Here is a 17,561-nt window from a genome sequence, read left to right as displayed (position 1 = left end):
GGCTGTACCTGTGGTACCTGCCGCCTGCATTCTTTTGAGCAGGCGGGCCACGGGCCTCAGCCGAGGTCCGGCCTTCCCCGCGCCCTCTCGTTTCAGGGCGACATGACGAATGCATCACCTGGGCGTTGCGCGCCACGGGAGCGTGAGATCGTGTCTCGCCGGAGGATCTGCGTGGCATGATGGATTGTCGACCCATCCCGTCGCGTCCGCCATGAGGCGAATCTGAAACGGCCATCGAGAGCGCAAGGAAATGACGACTCTATTTTGATTTGAATCAAATCATACATTCTACTTGTGATTTCAAATACCCGAGCGGTTGGACGGCGGGGGAGGCGAGATGGCGACCATTCCAGTTGAGCAGGCACGCTCGGTTGCGATGTTCCACGCCGCTTCGAAAAGCGCTCCGGATATCGCCGATCGACAAATGGCGCGGTTTTTCGGCTCGGACCTCGATCCAAACCCGATCATTATTTTTGATCTGACCGGCACGCCGGCATTCTATGATTTCAGCTTCTATCAACAGGCTCTACTCGTCGGCGTCATCAGGTGCACGGCGGACACGAGGCTGCAATCCGCAGCCTGGGCATTCGAGCCGCCGTCGCGGCAGCTGTCCGACACGAACGCACTCAAGATCGCGACGGAAGCGATGAACAAGATCGCGCCGGACGCAACCCTCGTCAGCCATTCCTTCGTCGCATATTCGTACGCAAAGATCGGCGTTCGCGTTTCCTACGTCAAGGATGGTCACCCCGCATCGTTCATCGTCGACTACTATGATCGATCGGTTCTCACACAGACCGATCTCGCTCCGAGTCCGCCGCCGGTCGATTTGCTGGATAGCATCGACGGGCTCATTCCCCACTCGATCTTGGACTCTCAGAAGCTCGGTTTTCTCGACGTGTCGGAGCCAGAGCCGCTACGTGGCCAGAGCGAGCGAGAAATGATTCGCAGCATCGTGTCTGGGATTCTGCCGGAAAGCGGTGATCTGCCGGACATCAAGTTTGACGATTCCGACTATAAGACGCTGCAGGCCTACTTTGCTGCGACGCCGCCGGCGATCGCATCCTCGATCCTGCCGGTTCCTCTCTTTGCGCAGATTACGCCTGTCTATTGCGCGGTCGCATCCGCGCAGATGATCCTGGCGTATTTCGGATTCACGGCGACACCCGAGCAAATTGCCGAACAGATGAAGCCTGGCCCCAAGGGCGCCACCAACAAAGCCCAAGTCTCGGCGTATCAGTTTTTTGCGGGAGGGCGATTGGCGCCGACCTTTGATCAAGCTCCGAGTTTCGATCACGCCCTCGACGCGTTGCAGAAATTCATTCCGTTCAAGAGCGGTCTCCCGGGCCATGCGCGTGTCTGCCGCGGCTGGAAGCAATATTCCTTCGTATCGTCTCTCACCGGAAATGTGACGGGAACTGAGCACTATTTTCTGATCAATGATCCATATCCCGTGGGCGAGGGCAGCATTCGCTGGGAGAACCTCAAGAATCACAACTACGCCAATGCGATCAGCTTCAGCCGAATGGGAGGCACATGATGCCGTGTCCGGATTTGCGCGTGAGCAAGTACTGCATCTGGACGCCTGTGGACGGCGCGGTATTCGGCCTGCATGGCTACACCGGGGGCATGGTCCTCGTTTCGCAGGATCTGTTCGAGTCGTTGACCGAGAGAGGCTCGCTCGACCTGATACGTCAGAGATATCAGGACGAGTTTGATGCCTTATGGCTGCGCGGCTTCATCACGAGCCTTACCCCCTTGGAGGAGCGAGAGGCGGTGGTGGAGATCTCCAGATCCCTGCAGGCACGTCGCCGGCAACTACATTTCGTTATCGCGCCAACCTTTGACTGCAATTTCCGCTGCAGTTACTGTTTTGAGCGGGAGCTGCAGAACGACATCGATCGCCGACCAAACCCGCTTTCGCAGATCGATCGTGCGACCAGCGATCGACCTGGTGCCGACTCGGGCGCTTGTTTCATGGGCCACGGCGACAAGGTGAGCATGTCGCGAGACGATGTCGATGCGGTGTTTGCCGGCATCGATGATCTGATCGAGCAGTCGGAGACCAAACAATGGTCCAGGAATATCACCTTGTTCGGCGGAGAGCCGTTGTGGGTTTCCAATCTTCCGGTCATCGAACGCGCCGTCGAGCTCGGCAGCTCGCGAGGCTTCCGCTTCTCGGCGGTTACCAACGGCTATGACGTCGATCGGTTCATGGACGTCATCGGGGTCGACGCAATCCATTCACTCAACATCTCGGTCGATGGCACGCGGGCGATCCATGACAAGCAACGATTCCTGACCAACGGCGGAGGGACCTTTGACAGGATCGTGGACAATATCGATCTGGTCCTGAGGGAGCGGCCCGGCGTTCGCGTCGTTGTGCGCTTCAATTTCAGCCGCGCCAATTTCCACGAGCTCAGACCGTTGCACGATTTGTTCGGTTCTCGCGGCTTCCTGCAGAATCCGAATTTTGATCTCAATGCAAACATCATCTACGACAAGGCCAATGGTCGGAAGACACTGCGGTCCGATCGCGAGCTATTGGATATCGTGCTGGCGCAGGCGCCGAAAACGAATGTGTCGCTGGATTGCTTCAATGCGGGCGTCGCGGGCCGGATCGTGAGCGCGATCCGGAAGCGGGAAGAATTCCGGTTCTCCGGTTCTTATTGTGCGGCCAATGCGGGAATGTACATCTTCGCACCCGACGGCGGCCTCTACAAATGTTGGGAAGACATTGGCGCAGCTCGCTCGCTGGTCGGCAGCTATCGAGAGCGGCCGGTGGTGCTCAATGGCAGAGACGATCAGTGGAAGGGGCGCCAACTTGAAGGCATGGCAAAATGCCAGTCATGCCGTTTTGCGCTCATCTGTAGCGGCGGGTGCGCCCAGCATGCTCACCAGCAGATGGGAAGCATGAACGATAAATACTGCGACAATTTCGACAAGCGATATGCCGTTTCGGTGGCCAAGGTTGGCGACGAGATTCGTAAACTGGTCGTATGTGCGTAGCAAGGTGGAGAGAGGATCAAGTCATGTCTGACATCAAGATGCCCGAAGACAAGCTGGACGTCTTCAAGCTGATGACGACCCAGCACATCAAGGTTCTGAACCAGAAGGGAGCGAACCTGAAATACGAGAAGCTGACGGTCGGCCAGCTTCTCGAGATGCTCGGCTTCAAGCGACCGGAAGCCGGGGCAGCCGATGCGATCTCGGTCGACGAGGAGCCCGAGGGTTGGCTTTGCGGAGCCGACAGCGTCTGCGGCTTGAACAAGTCCGCGTGAGGGACTCCGGCGAAGCCAATCGTCGGACCGCATGATCGGCAGCCATCACCTCGGCCAGGCGCGCGTCATTGCATCTGGCCGCGGTGTGCTGCGCGAAACACTGGCGGATCCGGAAGAAGTGCGATCGTTGGCGGAAGCTTGGACGGTGACACGGCCCTGCCAATACAGGTGGTCACGCTTGAGCGGTTCTGTGGCCGCAACATTCTTGCTTAAGGCAGGTTGATCTTGCTCAAAGCTGCTCCTCGCGCCCGTGGTCCAATAAGTTTGACACGGGAGAGGAGCCGGAAATGCAAACATCAGTTCAAATTGAATTTGAAGGGATCCGCGTGTCCGCCGAAATCCGGGCTGCCGTCGAGCAACATGTCGCGGAACTGGAGAGTCGCTTTGGCCGGATCACTGCGGCTCGCATCATGGTCAAAGGTCCGGGCGGTCATCACCAAACCGGCGGTCAATATCTGGTGAGCGTTCGGCTGGCGCTGCCTGACGGTCGGGAGGTCCACGTTGGACGTACCCCGAAGCTGGATGAACGGTACGACGACTTGACCTTCGCCGTGGACAACGCATTCAAACGCGCGCGTCGACAACTGCAGGACCGGGCGCGACTGATGCGGGGCGACGTCAAGACGCATGAGCCTCAACCCATCGGAACCGTTGCGCGTATCGATCCAAGCGGCCAGTTCGGCTTTCTGGAAGCCGCGGACGGCCACGAAGTCTATTTCAACTGCAATAGCGTCGTTGAGGGTGGATCAAGCATCGTGCCCGGCGCCCGCGTCAGCTACGTTGAGGAGATCGGAGAGAAGGGACCGCAGGCGAGCACGGTCAGAATGCTCGGGAAACATGGGCTGCGGGCTTAGCTCGGCGGCTGAGTGGGGACGCGGACGACGGGCAGGTTTGACGTTGGAGGTAACCGATGATTGGTGATCGCCTGCGCTTGTTCTGTCTTCATGGCACGGAGGTGCTTGGCGAAAAAGTTGCTCATGCGCTTGGATGCCGTCTCGCCGCTGTCGAAGAACGCAGCTTCGAGGACGGCGAACACAAGGTGCGGCCGCTGGAGGTTGTCGCCGGCTGCGACGTCTACGTTCTGCATAGCCTCCATGGCGGTCCTGACGAGAGTCCGAACGACAAGCTGTGCCGGCTGCTGTTCCTCGTCGGGGCATTGAAGGATGCCGGTGCCGCGCGGGTGACGGCGGTCACACCGTATCTGTGCTATGCGCGAAAAGATCGTCGCACCAAGGCCAATGACCCGGTCACGATCCGTTATCTTGCGACCATGTTCGAGGCGATCGGTGTTGACGCGGTGGTGACCCTCGAAGTTCACAACGAGGCCGCGTTCGAGAACGCGTTCCGTTGCCCATCGGTCGCGTTGAGCACGGCGCCGCTCTTGATCGGCAGGATCAGGGCGATCGCAGCTGATCGGCCGATTGCCGTGGTTTCGCCGGATCTCGGAGGCGGCAAGCGAGCGGACCTGCTTCGCGAGGTTCTTGGGAAGGCGCTCGGCCGTCCGATCGGCAAGGCGTTCGTGGAGAAGCATCGCAGCTCCGGTGTCGTTTCGGGCGATTTGTTCGCCGGGGAGGTGGCGAACTCGCTGTGCGTGATCGTGGACGATCTCATCAGCAGCGGTGGAACCCTGGTGCGGGCGGCGAAGGCGGCCCGTGCCCATGGAGCCGAAGAGGTAATAGCTTGCGTCGCGCACGGCCTGTTCATGCCAGGCGCGGCAACGACGCTGGCCGATCCTGCGATCGACCGCATCATTGCGACCGACAGCGTGCCGCCGTTCAGGCTTCCGCCGGGCGCGGTTCGCGACAAGCTCGAGATCGTCTCGGCGGCGCCCCTTCTCGGAGAGACCATTCGTCGGCTGCACCACAACGAGCCGCTGACGGAGCTGCTTCCGTATCAGGATTGATCCCTGCAATTCAAATTCTGGCTCTCGCCGTGAGCTGCCGCTCGAGCTGCGCTGCGTCCGCCTTGGCAAGTTTGAGATAGGTGCGCGTCAGCCGCGGCCATTTTTCCGGCGTCCGTGGATGGGCGTCGGCGAGATGAGCGATGGATAGCCTGGCGCGGAGCATGGCCCGGCCAATCCGATAGAACAAGAACAGTCCGCTGGCCGGGTCATCATTGAGCTGGACGGCCAGATGCCGCCGAAGCCTCTCAGCGACCCACAGTCCTCCCAATCGGGCGCATTCCAAGTGCAGGAAGGCAATTTCGTCCAGAGCATCCGATGTCCGCAAGCGGGCATTGAACTCCAGGCAGTCGATGATGGGGAAGGGAGGGCTCAACCAGATATGTTCCGGCCGCAGATCGCCATGGCCGTCAAGGACGTGCCGGTGATGCACCCGCTGCGCCAGCAGCTCGGTTCGCTGCCGGAGGAAACGGCATTGCAGGTCGGCAATGCGCTCGATGGTGCCGCGGGGCAGGTCGAAGGCCGGCTCGAGCAAACCTCGCCGATCCGCGAGAACTGCCTTTTGCAGGGTCACCATGTAGCTCTCCGGATTGATCATGATCCGGCGCGCATGCGAATAGAAGCGGCTCAAACGACTGGCCAAGCCATCGATCTGGGCCTGGGAGACCTTGCGATCGCGAAGCCCGGCTTCGAGCGTTCGGCCTTCATCGAGCCGGCGCATGACGACGAGCCAATCAACGATGTGTCCGCCTCCTCCGATGGCGTAGCCACCCGGCGCAGCCGTCAGCGGCACTACTCCGTGATAGACATCGGGCGCCAGCCTTCGGTTCAGCGAAACCTCAGCGCGGCAGGCGTCTGCGCGGCGCTCAAGGCTAGAGAAATCGAGATATGGAAAATTAACCGGCTTCTTGAGCTTGTAGACGTGCTCGTCAACCATGAAGACCCAGGACATGTGGGTCTCCCGCGTGATCACGGCGTGGGGCGTCGGGACATAGCTGTCCGGCCGGCTGAGAAACGCCACCTTGCGCGCAAGAGCGGTCGCGCTGCTATTCTCAGCGTCATCGTCCCAGGGTTCATTCTGCCATCCGGGCATATGATGCCTATCGCCAATCGCGGCTGTCGGCAGCTTGATACGGATCAATAGCAGTGGCTGTCCGGCTCATATCCTGCGCCTCTTCCGCGTGAGGTCTGCCATGCTGTTCCAGAACCGAACCGATGCCGGCCGGCAACTCGCCGAGGCTCTGCTCAAATACAAGGGGCGGCACCCGGTCGTTCTTGCGCTGCCGCGGGGCGGCGTGCCGGTTGCGGCGGAAGTCGCAGCAGCCCTCAATGCGCCACTCGATCTACTGCTGGTCCGCAAGATCGGGCTGCCGGGGCAGCCGGAGCTCGCAATGGGGGCCATCGCGGATGGGGAGGGCATGACCATCATACGTAACCAGGACGTGATCGAGCTGTCCGGCGTCACTTCAGAAGAGTTTGAGGTCGTCTGCAAAAAGGAACGTGCTGAGATCGAGCGGCGCCGCGAGCGTTATCTGGGCGATCGGGCTCGTGCCACAGTCAAGGGGCAGGTCGCGATCATCGTCGATGACGGCGTTGCGACAGGCGCAACCACGCTTGCTGCCATCAAGGCGGTTCGGAAACAGGAACCGAAAGAGCTCGTGCTTGCGGTCCCGGTCGCGCCGCTGGACACCATCGGGAAATTGCATGCGGACGTCGATGCGGTGGTCTGTCTGCATGAGCCGCAGGAGTTTGGTGCGATCGGCTATTTCTATCGCGACTTTCATCAGGTCGGCGACGACGAGGTGATTGCGACTTTGAGACAGTTTCCACCAAGCAGATCCATGCCCGCCTCCTGACGAGCCGGCGGTCTAATGATCGTGGGGCAGCGGTTCCCAGCGGTCGCCGACCTTCACGTAGGATCGCTTCACCGCCGCCCAGGCTATTCGGTGAGCAATCTCCTCCTGCCGTTCGTCTTCCACATGAGAGGCAAAGGCGTGGTTGAACGCTTCACGATAAATGTCCTGCGCGTGCGACGGGAGGTGAGCGCGAACAGGAGGGGGAAGATCGATGTTTGCACGATAGGGCATGGCTCGGGCCTCGGATGTAAACTGCCGCGCCTTGCTCGGGACGCCGCGGCGTTTCCACCAGAAAGGATAGACGCAACTTGCTGCCGCCTCTTGACCGGCGTCAAACAGGAAATGCGCATAAATCGACAGGATGACCGACGTCATGTGAGCGCCGAGGAACATCGATGGACCCGTCACCGAGCGCGCTGCTAACCGATCTGTATCAGATGACCATGATCGAGGCGTATCTTGAATCGGGCCAGACTGATACAGCCGTGTTTGAGTTCTTTGTACGCAAGCTGCCGCCGCAGCGCAGCTTCCTGATGGCGGCCGGACTGGAGCAGGCGCTCGACTTCCTGCAAAACATGCGGTTCTCGCAAGACGAACTCGACTGGCTTGAGCGAACTGACAGGTTCAGCAAGTCGTTGATCGACTATCTCGCCAATTTCCGCTTCACCGGCGAGGTCCACGCGATGCCGGAAGGCACCGTGTTCTTTGGCAATGAACCGATCCTTAGGGTTACAGCTCCTTTGCCGGAGGCGCAGCTTGTCGAGACGCGCCTGATCAACATCCTGCATTTTCAGACACTGATTGCCTCCAAGGCCGCGCGCATGGTCTTACTCGCGCCAGACAAGCTCCTGATCGACTTCGGCTTGCGTCGCGCCCATGGTGCCGAGGCAGGGCTGCTGGCTGCCCGCGCGAGCTATGTCGCGGGATTTTCCGGCACGGCAACCCTCCTGGCCGAGAAGTCATTCGGCATTCCGACCTATGGCACCATGGCGCATTCGTTCGTTCAATCCTTTGATGACGAAGCTGCAGCATTCGAAGCGTTTGCGCGCGCCCGGCCGAAGAATCTCGTCCTGCTGATCGACACTTATGACACCGAGGCGGCCGCGAGGAAGGTCGTCATGCTGGCGCCCCGATTGAAGGAGCTTGGAATTGCCGTCAGCGCCGTGCGGATTGACAGCGGGGATCTGTCTGCGCTCGCCAGGAACGTGCGCTGCATTCTGGATGCCGGCGGACTCCATGACACCGGCATCTTTGTCAGTGGCGGAATAGAGGAGGGCACCCTGATTGCCTTCGCTCGGGACGCGGCGCCGATCGACGGTATCGGCATCGGCACGGGCCTCGTCACGTCGTCCGATGCGCCGGCACTCGACTGTGCCTATAAGCTGCAGGAGTATGCGGGCTTGCCGCGCCGCAAGCGCTCGACGGGAAAGGCCACCTGGCCCGGCCGCAAGCAGGTTTGGCGCCGGTATGACAGCGATGGCCGTATGCTCGCCGACATTCTTTCGACCGAGGAGGACCAACAGGAGGGGGAAGCGCTGATCCAAGCTGTGATGCTCGGCGGACGCCCTGTCGGCTCTCGACCATCACTTCACGACATCCGGGCTCACGCGCGCCGGCAACTGGATCAACTGCCTCCGGAGCTGAAAGCCTCCAAATCGGTTCCGCCCTATCCGGTTCAGATTTCAAGCCGTCTTGAACAGCTGGCAGCTGTCGCCGACCGGATAGGCTCGCGTCCCTGAATTCTGATCTGCATCAAGGGAAACAGCTCGATCCGTCTCTAGCCTGTCGAGCGACGGAGGTGCATCGATGCCGGTACAGAATGCCGAAATTGCAGAGATGTTCGACCAGACCGCCGAACTTCTCGAGATCAAGGGCGGCAATCCGTTTCGTTCGCGGGCCTATCGCAATGCTGCGCGGGTGATCGAGCGCCTTCCCAAGAGCATCACCAACCTCTTGAAGGCGGGCGAGGATCTTTCCGAGCTGCCAGGTATCGGCAAGGATCTGGCAGGAAAGATCGAAACGATCGTCGCGACCCATCATTTCGATGTGCTGGACAAACTCAAGCGTGAACTGCCCGGCGATCTCGGTGAGATCGCGGCGCTCCCGGGCTTGGGTCCGAAGCGCGTCAAACTGCTCTACGACAAGCTGGGCGTGCGGTCACTCGAGGACCTCAGGCGCGCGGTGAAGTCGGGTCGGCTGAGAGAGCTTCGAGGCTTCGGTGCCAAGAGCGAGGAAAAACTCGCCGCGGCGCTGGCCAAGCCTCGCGCCGAGAGGCGCTTCAGATTATCCGAGGCCGAAGCCGAAGCGGAAGCACTCCTCAGCCATCTGAGGCCGAACGCGAGCAACGGACGGGTGATCGTCGCCGGAAGCTACCGCCGCAGGCGCGACACCGTCGGCGATCTTGATATCCTGATGGTGGCGCGTGACGGCCACGCCGCCGGCGAGAGACTCTCTCGATATGACAATGTCGCTGATGTGCTTGCTCATGGCGATACGCGGACGGCGGTGGTGCTGCGCTCCGGGCTGCACGTCGACCTGCGCGTTGTTCCTGAGGCAAGCTACGGCGCCGCGCTGATGTATTTCACCGGATCCAAGGCGCACAACATCTCCTTGCGCGGACTCGCCAACGACCACGGCTGGAAGCTGAACGAATACGGCCTTTTCGCCGGTAAACGGCGCATCGCCGGAGCAACCGAGGAGGAGATCTACGGCAAGCTCCGGCTGCCCCTGATTCCGCCCGAGATGCGCGAGGATCGCGGCGAGATCGCGCTCGCAAAGGCAAAGAAGCTCCCGAAACTGATTACGCTGTCCGATATTCGAGGCGACCTGCACGTCCATTCCAAATGGACCGACGGCACCGCCGCGATCGCCGAGATGGCGGCTGCCGCCAAGGCAAGGGGCTATGCCTATATGGCTCTGACCGACCATAGCCAACACGTCACTGTCGCCCATGGTCTCGATGCCGGACGTCTGTCGCGTCAGATCGACGAGATCGATCGTTTGAACGACCGGCTGGATGGCTTTACGGTGCTGAAAGGTGCTGAAGTCGATATTCTGGCGGATGGACGGCTTGATCTGCCTGACAAGATCCTGTCGCGGCTCGATCTGGTCGTTGCTTCCGTTCACTACAAGTTCGAGCTCTCGCGCAAGATGCAGACCGAGCGCATCATCCGGGCGATGGACAATCGCCATGTCTCGATTATCGGTCATCCGACCGGACGGTTGATCGGGGACCGCGAGCCTTACGAGATCGACATGGAAGCCGTCATTGCGGCGGCGCGCGAGCGCGGCTGTCATCTCGAACTCAACGCCGACCCGGACCGGCTCGATCTCAACGATATCCATGCTCATGCCGCCAAGTCCGCGGGCGTCAAGCTGGCAATCTCGACGGACGCACATTCGACGGCTGGATTCGCCAATATGCGTTTCGGCGTCGATCAGGCGCGCCGAGGCTGGCTCGAAGCCGCGGACGTCATCAACACCCAACCCTTGTCGCGGGCGAAGAAGATGCTGAAGCGCTAGCCGCATTGTTTGATCCTTCGCAACGTTGCGCACGCGATGTTGCGTTCTGTTAGGTAACAGCGCAGGAGGAATGAAATGAGCTTCGAGAAGAAGATTGGCACGGTTGCGACCGCGGCTGTCCTGACCCTTGCGCTGCTTGCACCCACGGGGGCCGACGCTCGCAACGGGCGCGTTGCCGCAGGAATCGTCGGCGGCCTGGCTGCCGGCGCACTGTTCGGCGCGGCCCTCAGCGGCGGCTATTGGGGGCCGTATCCCTATTACGGCTATCCGGGGCCAGTCTATTACGACCCACCGGCACCGTATTGGGGGCCAGGTCCGTTTTGGGGACCGTACGGATACGGCGACTGCCATGTCCGGGCGGTCCGGCACAGGCGGCACGTGCACTACGTGCGGGTCTGCTATTGAATTCGCTTGCACTCGAGCAACGTGCAGGGCTGTCATGTTGCTGCGTCTCATGCGGACGAAGGACACGTGATTGGCTGTCGCGTGCTGGATGACGTGCAACGGGCGACGGTATGCGGATCGGTCAAGCCGGGCCGGTGCCGATCACTTGCGGAGAGTCGGACGCCTCCTGGTCGGGCTGCTCTCGTGTTGGCCGACAAACGTGGACGCCGCGAACCTCAGCAAGGCAGCGCAACGAGGCAGGGCCATCCTGCAGGAAAAATGCGGGCGCTGTCATGCGATCAGATCGGTTGGCGAAAGCCCGCTCGAGAATGCTCCGCCGATGCGCGATATCTACGCCCGGTTCAATCGGCGCGAGTTGCAGGCGGAGCTGTCGGAAGGCATGGTGTCGAGGCACAGGGATATGCCGCAAATTGAATTTTCCGACGAGGACGTTTACGCGATCATGAGCTACCTCTACGTTCTTGCAGTCAGGAAGTGAATGCTCGTTGCCCAGGAAAGTGCTGATCCCTGCACATCGAAGTTCACGTGGTCGGGCTGCGTGGGTCCATTCGACGGTCTGACGGCATCGCCACTGGTCTGGCGGCACGCAGCTGGACCGGTATGAAGGCTTCCCGTCGTTGGGCGCTCGGCGGACGTGGCCAGATGCCCGGATTATGATTTCAATTCGCGGATCTGCGCCGGCAGATGGTGCATCAGTTTCTCAAATTCACCGGGATCGAGCTTCTCCCACGCGATCTCGAACACCCCACGAATGACGCTCAGCGGCTCGATGGGAAATTGCTGGGGCAGCTCCATTGCGACGTGATCAGCAAAGTCGCTGGCATGTCGCTCCTTGGTCGGCGTTCCCGCCGCATGCCAGTTCTCGTAGTAAATCCCGCGCAGGAGGATCGGCAGCTGGGCGCCAAGCTTGGTCGCCACCTCCGGAGGTACGCGATCGCGCAACGCATGCAGAACAGCCCGGAGCGCGTTGTAGGCCTGTTGACGGCTACCGAGCTCCAGCTGCTCCTCGATCGCCTTGAGCCAGAGATTCGTCTCCTGAATGGTGTGATCCAGCGCGGTAACACCTGTTACGCCCATGATGCGTTCTCCTAGATTGGCACATCAGAATAGCGGCATCCCGGATCGACGGCGTCACCGCAATCACGTCCATTGTCATGATCCGGTGAGCACGGATGCCGGCCTCGATTCAATGCGACAGCAGGGTCGGGATCGTCATCGTCTTCAGCATTTCACGGGTGACGCCGCCGAAAATGCCTTCCTGCAGGCGGGAATGCCCATATGCCCCCATCACCAGCATGTCGAGACTTTCGTCGGCGGCCAGGGACAGGATGGACGGCTGAATCTCGGAATGCTCCGCCGTCAGCTCAAGCAGCGTTGTCGTAAGTCCGGCACGAGCCATGTGTTCGGTCAATTTTCGCGCTGAAGCCTCGGTGGGAGCAACCTGCGCCTCATTGATCGAAATCGTGACCAGCGCTTCTGCCTGAGAGAGAAACGGTGTTGCGTCCTTGAAAGCGCGGGCGGCAAGGCGGCTTCCATCCCAGCAGATGCCGATACGGTTGGCCTTGAAAGTGCCGCGGAAAATATGCGGCACGAACAGGACGGGTCCGCCCGCCTGGAGCAGGATCTCGGTCGCAGTCCTATTGTCGTGACTGTCCTGTGTTGCGTCCGTCTGCAGGACCACCGTCAGCTCATAGAGCCTGGCCGCAGCGCCGAGCGCGGACGCGGCTTCACCGGGCAGGTCCTCGACCGAGCGGCTTGCGTGAGAGATGTTTGCATTCCGGGCTTCCGTCTCGAAAATGGCGAGTGCGGCCGCGCTGCGTTGGGCGGCGCGCTGCCGCTCCATTTCGAAGATCTCTGAAGCGACGACCGCTGCGCCCGCGCCTCCATCGACCACATACGCGCTACCGGGCGGGATGTATCCGACTGCAATCGCATCGAGATGGGCGTCGAACCGGGCAGCCAACGAGACTGCGGCAGAAACGACAGGCTGCGGTGGCTGCTCGGTCGGAATGTAGACGAGAATGTCGTTGATCTTGATCATGACGACCTCACTCCGGGACCAAATCCATACTCTCAGTCGGATGAAGCGGCATGTTGACTTGAATCAACAGTCAATGACCGGCCGTCACCCAGCGGGCCCCCGCAAAGTTGTTGCTCCGCTCGGGGGCACAGCCCCGTCTTCGTGGTCTGGCGTCACACCGGCATTTCCGGTTCCGCTAACCGTTCGCGCTTTGGCTCCGCGATTTCGGTCATCGTCGCCTCGGTCAGCAGGAGGATGCCGGCAACCGACACCGCGTTCTCGAGGGCTGTCCGAACGACCTTCGCGGGATCGACAATGCCGGCCTCGACCAGGTCGACATATTGCTTGCGCGCGGCGTCAAACCCGAAATTGCCGACGCCACTCAGCATGCGCGCCACGACCACGCCGCCATCCGTTGCCGAGTTCTCAGCAATTTGGCGAGCGGGGGCCTCGAGCGCGCGCTTCAAGATCTGTACACCGGTCTTTTCGTCGCCATCGCAGAGTGCTTCCTCCTTGCCGACGGCTTCGACGCATCGAAGCAAGGCAAGCCCGCCGCCTGGCACGATACCTTCTGCAACGGCCGCCTTTGTCGAACTGATGGCGTCGTCGAGCGCCTCTTTTCGTGATTTCATCTCGGCTTCAGTCGGCGCTCCGACACGGATAACGGCAACCCCGCCCGACAGCTTGGCGAGCCGCTCCTCAAGCTTCTCCTTGTCGTACTCGCTGGTCGTTTTCTCGATCTCGCGGCGAAGTTGTTGCATCCGCGCATCGATCTGGCTGCGTTCGCCTTTGCTGCCGATCAGCGTGGTGTTTTCCTTGTCGGCAACCACACGGGCGACATGCCCCAGCTGCTGCAAAGTAGCGTTTTCAAGCTTCGAACCAAGATCGTCGGAGACGACCTGGGCGCCGGTGAGGATTGCAATATCCTGCAACATGGCCTTGCGTCGCTCACCAAAGCCGGGCGCCTTGACGGCGCAGCCTTTCAGCACGCCGCGAAGCTGATTAACGATGAGCGTGGCCAACGCCTCGCCTTCGATGTCTTCGGCGATGATCAGGAGCGGTTGTGCCGATTTTGCGATCTGTTCGAGCAGCGGGATAATGTCGCGCAGAGCGCTGATCTTGTGGTCGCACAACAGGATGAGCGGCTCTTCGAGAACCGCTTCCATGCGATCGGCATCGGTCACGAAGTAGGGCGACAGGAAGCCGCGGTCGAATTTCATCCCTTCGACCACGTCGAGCGACGTTTCGATGGTCTTGGATTCCTCCACCGAGATCACTCCATCGCTTCCGACTTTCTCGAGCGCATCGGCGACCAGCGCGCCAATGGACGGATCATTATGAGCCGAGATGGTGGCGACCTGAGCTCTTTCCGCCTTTGTCCTGACGGGTCGCGCCATTGCATGGAGGGCCGCTATCGTCGCGCGGGCAGCGCGGTCGAGGCCCCGTTTCAGATCGATGGCACTGGCGCCGGCGACGACGTTCCTGACGCCGTCGGCAAGAATCGCATGTGCCAGGATCGTGGAGGTGCTTGTTCCGTCGCCAACGAGATCGCCGGTCTTCTCCGCGGCCTGACGCAGCACCTGCGCTCCGAGATTCTCCTCCGGATCCTTGAGGTCGAATTCCTTGGCGATCGTGACGCCATCGTTGCATACGATCGGGGTGCCCCAGCTCTTCTGGATCAGTACTGATTTTGATTTCGGGCCGAGCGTCACCCGCACTGCGTCCGCAAGCAGCGAGGCTCCGCGCAGGATCTTCTCGCGGGCCGCGGAATGAAACAGCACCTGCTTGTGAGGCATCAATCGCTCCTCAGAAGGACGGCTTTCATCAGACCAAAATAGAAGTGACGCCGTTTTGAACGCTTGATCCTGATCAAGCCTAGGCCTGGGAGCGGCTCGCCGGCTGGACGCCGAGCGGCCTTGCATTGCCCCCAGAGCAAGCCTAGCTTGTTGCAAGCCTTGGTAGAAATCAGCTTTGCTGCGGCAACGCGCCGCGCAGCTCTCGCTGCGAAATTCATTGGGAGCGGGACGTGCGCTCTATTCCAATTCCTCGGCTCAATGGGCCTTTTTGGACCATCGTCCTTCAACTGGCGACATGCTTGCTTCCCGGCCTGGCGTGGGGCGACGCTCCCAGCAAGCCGGCGTTGACGGTTGTTCTCGAGCGCAATGAAATCCTCGCCGGCCAGACGATGAGCTTCGGCATATGGATTGAGAATGCGACCGAAGCCAGGATCATTGACGCGGGTCTTAGCTTGTTTGGTCCTCCGTTTTTGAGGATCGGAAGCCTCGGGCCAGACGGCACATGCGCCGTAAAAGACACCATCGGTCTCGGCACTGTTGAGCCCGGTTCGACTTTGGTGCGCAGCAGAATGTGCCTCAAAGCCGATTCCAGCATCGAAGAGCGCGACGAGAACCTGGCGTTCAGTGTCAGTTATTCGCTCCAAAACGTGAAGGACAGCAGAACGACCGCCGGCGCATTGGTAGCGGAAAAGAAGATGAGCATCGGCCTTTTTGGGACTGAGAGCGTCGGCGGTGTTTCGCTCCGCCTCGCGTCGTACGTCATTCCCGGCACGTTCTTCTTGATGATTTTGCGGCTATTCGCACCCAAGGAATCAAAAATCGAACTCGGCGCGACCGAGTCCGTTACACTCAGCATTTTTATCTCGACTCTTTTGTTCCTTGGGACGGCGTATCTCATTCCTTCCTTGCAGCTGCGTTTTGCGGGGATCGGATCAACCGTGAGCGCGATCGCGTTTCTCGCGCTGTGTGGCACTGCAATTGTGCTTGGCGGAGTCTTGGCTGCCGTCCTGCAAGGTATTTCAAGGATCGGCGCTCGGGAGCGCAATGCGCGCATTGTCCAAGAAAACGATGGGGTCGGCCCGATAATTCAGAAAGCTGTGCGTGCGGCCGGGGGCAAATTCGATCCGGTTATGATGATCGCGGATGGCAGGCAATACTTCGGCTCGCTTGTCGTGCCTGCGAGCAATGGTGGCAGGATTCTGCTCGGCTGGTTTCAGCTGAAGGCCCCTGATGCGAAGTGCCGATCGGAACTGAAAGAATGGTTTGATAAAGATGAGTTCGTCAAACCGATTGAAGCAGCAGCCCGATGGGGAGTCGAACCGACCATGTTCGATCCGATCAAGGAATCAAAGGCCGGCAATCTGGAGCCGACCGAATTTCTCTGGATGTACTTTGACGAAAAGGCTGCGCGGTTGCCCGCCGGACGCGAGGATCTTGCACAAATGAAACCGCTCACCTTGACCTGAACAGCCGGCCAGGACCGGCCTTGCGGCCGGTCCCAGGAGATCGCTGCCGCCTTGCTCGCCTGGTCGGTAAGCACTGGCGGCATATTTGGGCAGTCGCCCAGCTGTACAGCTCGGTGAGACTAGCGCGCATAGCGCGAGAAGACAATGGTTTGCGGATGACCGGTGAAGCGAGATGCCGGGGATGCTGCGCTTGTGAGGTAATCGATCTTGTGAGGAAATCGACAATGGCGCGCGTTGTCTATTGTGTTTTTGACGTCCACCTCTGGTCGCAGCCGTTCGTTGCGGCCGATTTTGATCCACGGGTTCACTTCCTTTGGTCCGCTCGTGAATATCGTGAGATGCGCAGCCAGGGGGCCAAGATTGAGCTCGCGAACCTTGTCCTTCTTCCACTGAACGATGAATTCGACCTGCGCCGGAATCACTTCTGGCCGCGCTATCAGGCGGTCGCCAGCAATATCGCGGGGACCATAACCTCGTTTGGAGATGCCTGCGATCTTGTGTGGCCTCTGCGCTGCAGGCCCCGGAATCTCGATTTAACGCTCAACGAGGCCGTGTGGCACACCGCGGGGAAAGTGCGGTCAACGATGTGGCTTTGGCCGTTCGGCTGGTCTTCCATGCTCGAGATCGACCTTCCCGCAGACGATGAGTTTGACGGCCTGCTCGATATTGGAGTCTCGTTGCGTGAGAAGGACCCGGCTCCTTTGCTTCTGAAGGGAAAGGCGGTCGGGCTATCCGGCGCGCTTGCTCATCTCTCCCAACTCGTCAGGCAGGATCTGTGCACGCCGGCCGCACAGGGAAGGGCGATGGAAACGACCCGCCTTCCGCGCTACGTAGTCTGCGCGCTCGAACTGTCGAAAGGATTTCAGATCCGTGAGAACATTCCTGTCGCGGATCAGATGCTGTTGATCGGGGCTGTGCGCGGACAGCAGCTCGACCTCACCAAGTTTCTCAGCAATCGTCCGCTATTTACTCGGCTCGGCTACGGCAATTTTGCCGTTACCGATTTCGATGCGGGGACCGCAATCGTGCAGCGGCATTGGCAGGACCGGCCGGGCACAAAGCTCGAAAGCAATCATTGCTTCTACGTCAACACACGGAACTTTTTCTCGATTTTTCTGACACTTCATCGAATGATCTCCTACTTCACCGTGAAGTCAAAGGACGATGCAAGGGCGGTGGCGGCTGCATCAGTGCTTGCGTCCTTACCTGCCGAGTATCAAAACAAGCTCTGCTCGGATTTCGCCTCAAAATACGCGCCGCTGCACGGTGTTTCTGTTGCCGGTAACAAGAATCCCGCTCTGCCAGCTTCTTGAGG

At 60.3% G+C, this 17,561-nt stretch carries 17 protein-coding genes; 12 read left to right on the top strand and 5 right to left on the bottom strand.

Features of this window, described 5'->3' with window-relative positions; genetic code table 11:
* The first annotated feature begins 337 nt into the window (after nt 1-337).
* The 5 genes from ACQR1D_RS29710 to ACQR1D_RS29690 all read left to right on the top strand — a co-directional run bounded on the left by ACQR1D_RS29710 (nt 338) and on the right by ACQR1D_RS29690 (nt 5,184).
* A complete protein-coding gene (locus ACQR1D_RS29710) occupies nt 338-1,540 on the top strand; it encodes a C39 family peptidase (protein ID WP_315805367.1) in 1,203 nt (400 codons plus the stop codon).
* Between the two features lie 20 nt (nt 1,541-1,560).
* Nucleotides 1,561-3,009, top strand: coding sequence for a radical SAM protein (locus ACQR1D_RS29705; RefSeq protein ID WP_434839256.1), 1,449 nt, complete (start codon nt 1,561-1,563; stop codon nt 3,007-3,009).
* A 23-nt stretch (nt 3,010-3,032) separates the two neighbouring features.
* The gene (locus tag ACQR1D_RS29700) at nt 3,033-3,281 is read left to right on the top strand and encodes a hypothetical protein (RefSeq protein WP_315805369.1); all 249 of its coding nucleotides are present in this window, start codon (nt 3,033-3,035) and stop codon (nt 3,279-3,281) included.
* Nucleotides 3,282-3,568: 287 nt separating this feature from the next.
* The gene (locus ACQR1D_RS29695) at nt 3,569-4,135 is read left to right on the top strand and encodes an HPF/RaiA family ribosome-associated protein (protein WP_316177675.1); all 567 of its coding nucleotides are present in this window, start codon (nt 3,569-3,571) and stop codon (nt 4,133-4,135) included.
* A gap of 56 nt (nt 4,136-4,191) precedes the next feature.
* Complete coding sequence (locus tag ACQR1D_RS29690) at nt 4,192-5,184, top strand: ribose-phosphate diphosphokinase (RefSeq protein WP_316217681.1); 993 nt, start codon at nt 4,192-4,194, stop codon at nt 5,182-5,184.
* 10 nt (nt 5,185-5,194) lie between these two features.
* Here ACQR1D_RS29690 and ACQR1D_RS29685 read toward each other — a convergent pair whose 3' ends face one another.
* Nucleotides 5,195-6,322 carry a hypothetical protein gene (locus ACQR1D_RS29685; protein WP_434839255.1) on the bottom strand — a complete coding sequence of 376 codons (1,128 nt, stop codon included), beginning with the start codon at nt 6,320-6,322 and terminating at the stop codon, nt 5,195-5,197.
* A 52-nt stretch (nt 6,323-6,374) separates the two neighbouring features.
* Here ACQR1D_RS29685 and ACQR1D_RS29680 point away from each other — a divergent pair, with 52 nt between their 5' ends.
* The gene (locus ACQR1D_RS29680; protein WP_434839254.1) at nt 6,375-7,037 is read left to right on the top strand and encodes a phosphoribosyltransferase; all 663 of its coding nucleotides are present in this window, start codon (nt 6,375-6,377) and stop codon (nt 7,035-7,037) included.
* 12 nt (nt 7,038-7,049) lie between these two features.
* On the opposite strand, the gene ACQR1D_RS29675 is transcribed toward ACQR1D_RS29680, so the two are convergent.
* Nucleotides 7,050-7,412 carry a ChaB family protein gene (locus tag ACQR1D_RS29675; RefSeq protein ID WP_434839253.1) on the bottom strand — a complete coding sequence of 121 codons (363 nt, stop codon included), beginning with the start codon at nt 7,410-7,412 and terminating at the stop codon, nt 7,050-7,052.
* Nucleotides 7,413-7,432: 20 nt separating this feature from the next.
* Between ACQR1D_RS29675 and ACQR1D_RS29670 the strand changes: the two genes are divergently transcribed.
* The 4 genes from ACQR1D_RS29670 to ACQR1D_RS29655 all read left to right on the top strand — a co-directional run bounded on the left by ACQR1D_RS29670 (nt 7,433) and on the right by ACQR1D_RS29655 (nt 11,442).
* Nucleotides 7,433-8,776 carry a nicotinate phosphoribosyltransferase gene (locus ACQR1D_RS29670; RefSeq protein WP_434894239.1) on the top strand — a complete coding sequence of 448 codons (1,344 nt, stop codon included), beginning with the start codon at nt 7,433-7,435 and terminating at the stop codon, nt 8,774-8,776.
* Between the two features lie 67 nt (nt 8,777-8,843).
* Nucleotides 8,844-10,559, top strand: coding sequence for a DNA polymerase/3'-5' exonuclease PolX (gene polX / locus ACQR1D_RS29665; protein WP_315805375.1), 1,716 nt, complete (start codon nt 8,844-8,846; stop codon nt 10,557-10,559).
* Nucleotides 10,560-10,634: 75 nt separating this feature from the next.
* Nucleotides 10,635-10,964, top strand: coding sequence for a hypothetical protein (locus ACQR1D_RS29660; RefSeq protein ID WP_315805376.1), 330 nt, complete (start codon nt 10,635-10,637; stop codon nt 10,962-10,964).
* Nucleotides 10,965-11,163: 199 nt separating this feature from the next.
* A complete protein-coding gene (locus ACQR1D_RS29655; protein ID WP_434839251.1) occupies nt 11,164-11,442 on the top strand; it encodes a c-type cytochrome in 279 nt (92 codons plus the stop codon).
* Nucleotides 11,443-11,615: 173 nt separating this feature from the next.
* Here the strand turns inward: ACQR1D_RS29655 and ACQR1D_RS29650 are convergent, their stop codons facing one another.
* The 3 genes from ACQR1D_RS29650 to groL all read right to left on the bottom strand — a co-directional run bounded on the left by ACQR1D_RS29650 (nt 11,616) and on the right by groL (nt 14,780).
* Entirely contained in the window at nt 11,616-12,041 is a 426-nt protein-coding gene (locus ACQR1D_RS29650) for a DUF2267 domain-containing protein (RefSeq protein WP_315805378.1), read from the bottom strand.
* A 109-nt stretch (nt 12,042-12,150) separates the two neighbouring features.
* On the bottom strand, nt 12,151-13,005 hold the full coding sequence (locus ACQR1D_RS29645; RefSeq protein WP_434839250.1) for a universal stress protein: 855 nt from the start codon (nt 13,003-13,005) through the stop codon (nt 12,151-12,153).
* A 152-nt stretch (nt 13,006-13,157) separates the two neighbouring features.
* Complete coding sequence (gene groL / locus ACQR1D_RS29640) at nt 13,158-14,780, bottom strand: chaperonin GroEL (protein ID WP_434839249.1); 1,623 nt, start codon at nt 14,778-14,780, stop codon at nt 13,158-13,160.
* Between the two features lie 230 nt (nt 14,781-15,010).
* On the opposite strand from groL, the gene ACQR1D_RS29635 reads away from it, so the two are divergent.
* Together ACQR1D_RS29635 and ACQR1D_RS29630 are read left to right on the top strand one after the other, a co-directional pair.
* Nucleotides 15,011-16,246: a hypothetical protein gene (locus ACQR1D_RS29635; RefSeq protein WP_316177690.1), complete on the top strand. Its 1,236-nt coding sequence runs from the start codon at nt 15,011-15,013 to the stop codon at nt 16,244-16,246.
* Between the two features lie 224 nt (nt 16,247-16,470).
* Nucleotides 16,471-17,559 carry a hypothetical protein gene (locus ACQR1D_RS29630; protein ID WP_434839248.1) on the top strand — a complete coding sequence of 363 codons (1,089 nt, stop codon included), beginning with the start codon at nt 16,471-16,473 and terminating at the stop codon, nt 17,557-17,559.
* Nucleotides 17,560-17,561 lie beyond the last annotated feature (2 nt).

Source organism: Bradyrhizobium sp. HKCCYLRH2047, assembly GCF_051168175.1.
Taxonomy (GTDB): domain Bacteria; phylum Pseudomonadota; class Alphaproteobacteria; order Rhizobiales; family Xanthobacteraceae; genus Bradyrhizobium.
Note: the sequence above shows the minus strand (reverse complement) of the source record. Positions and strands in the feature narration are given on the sequence as shown.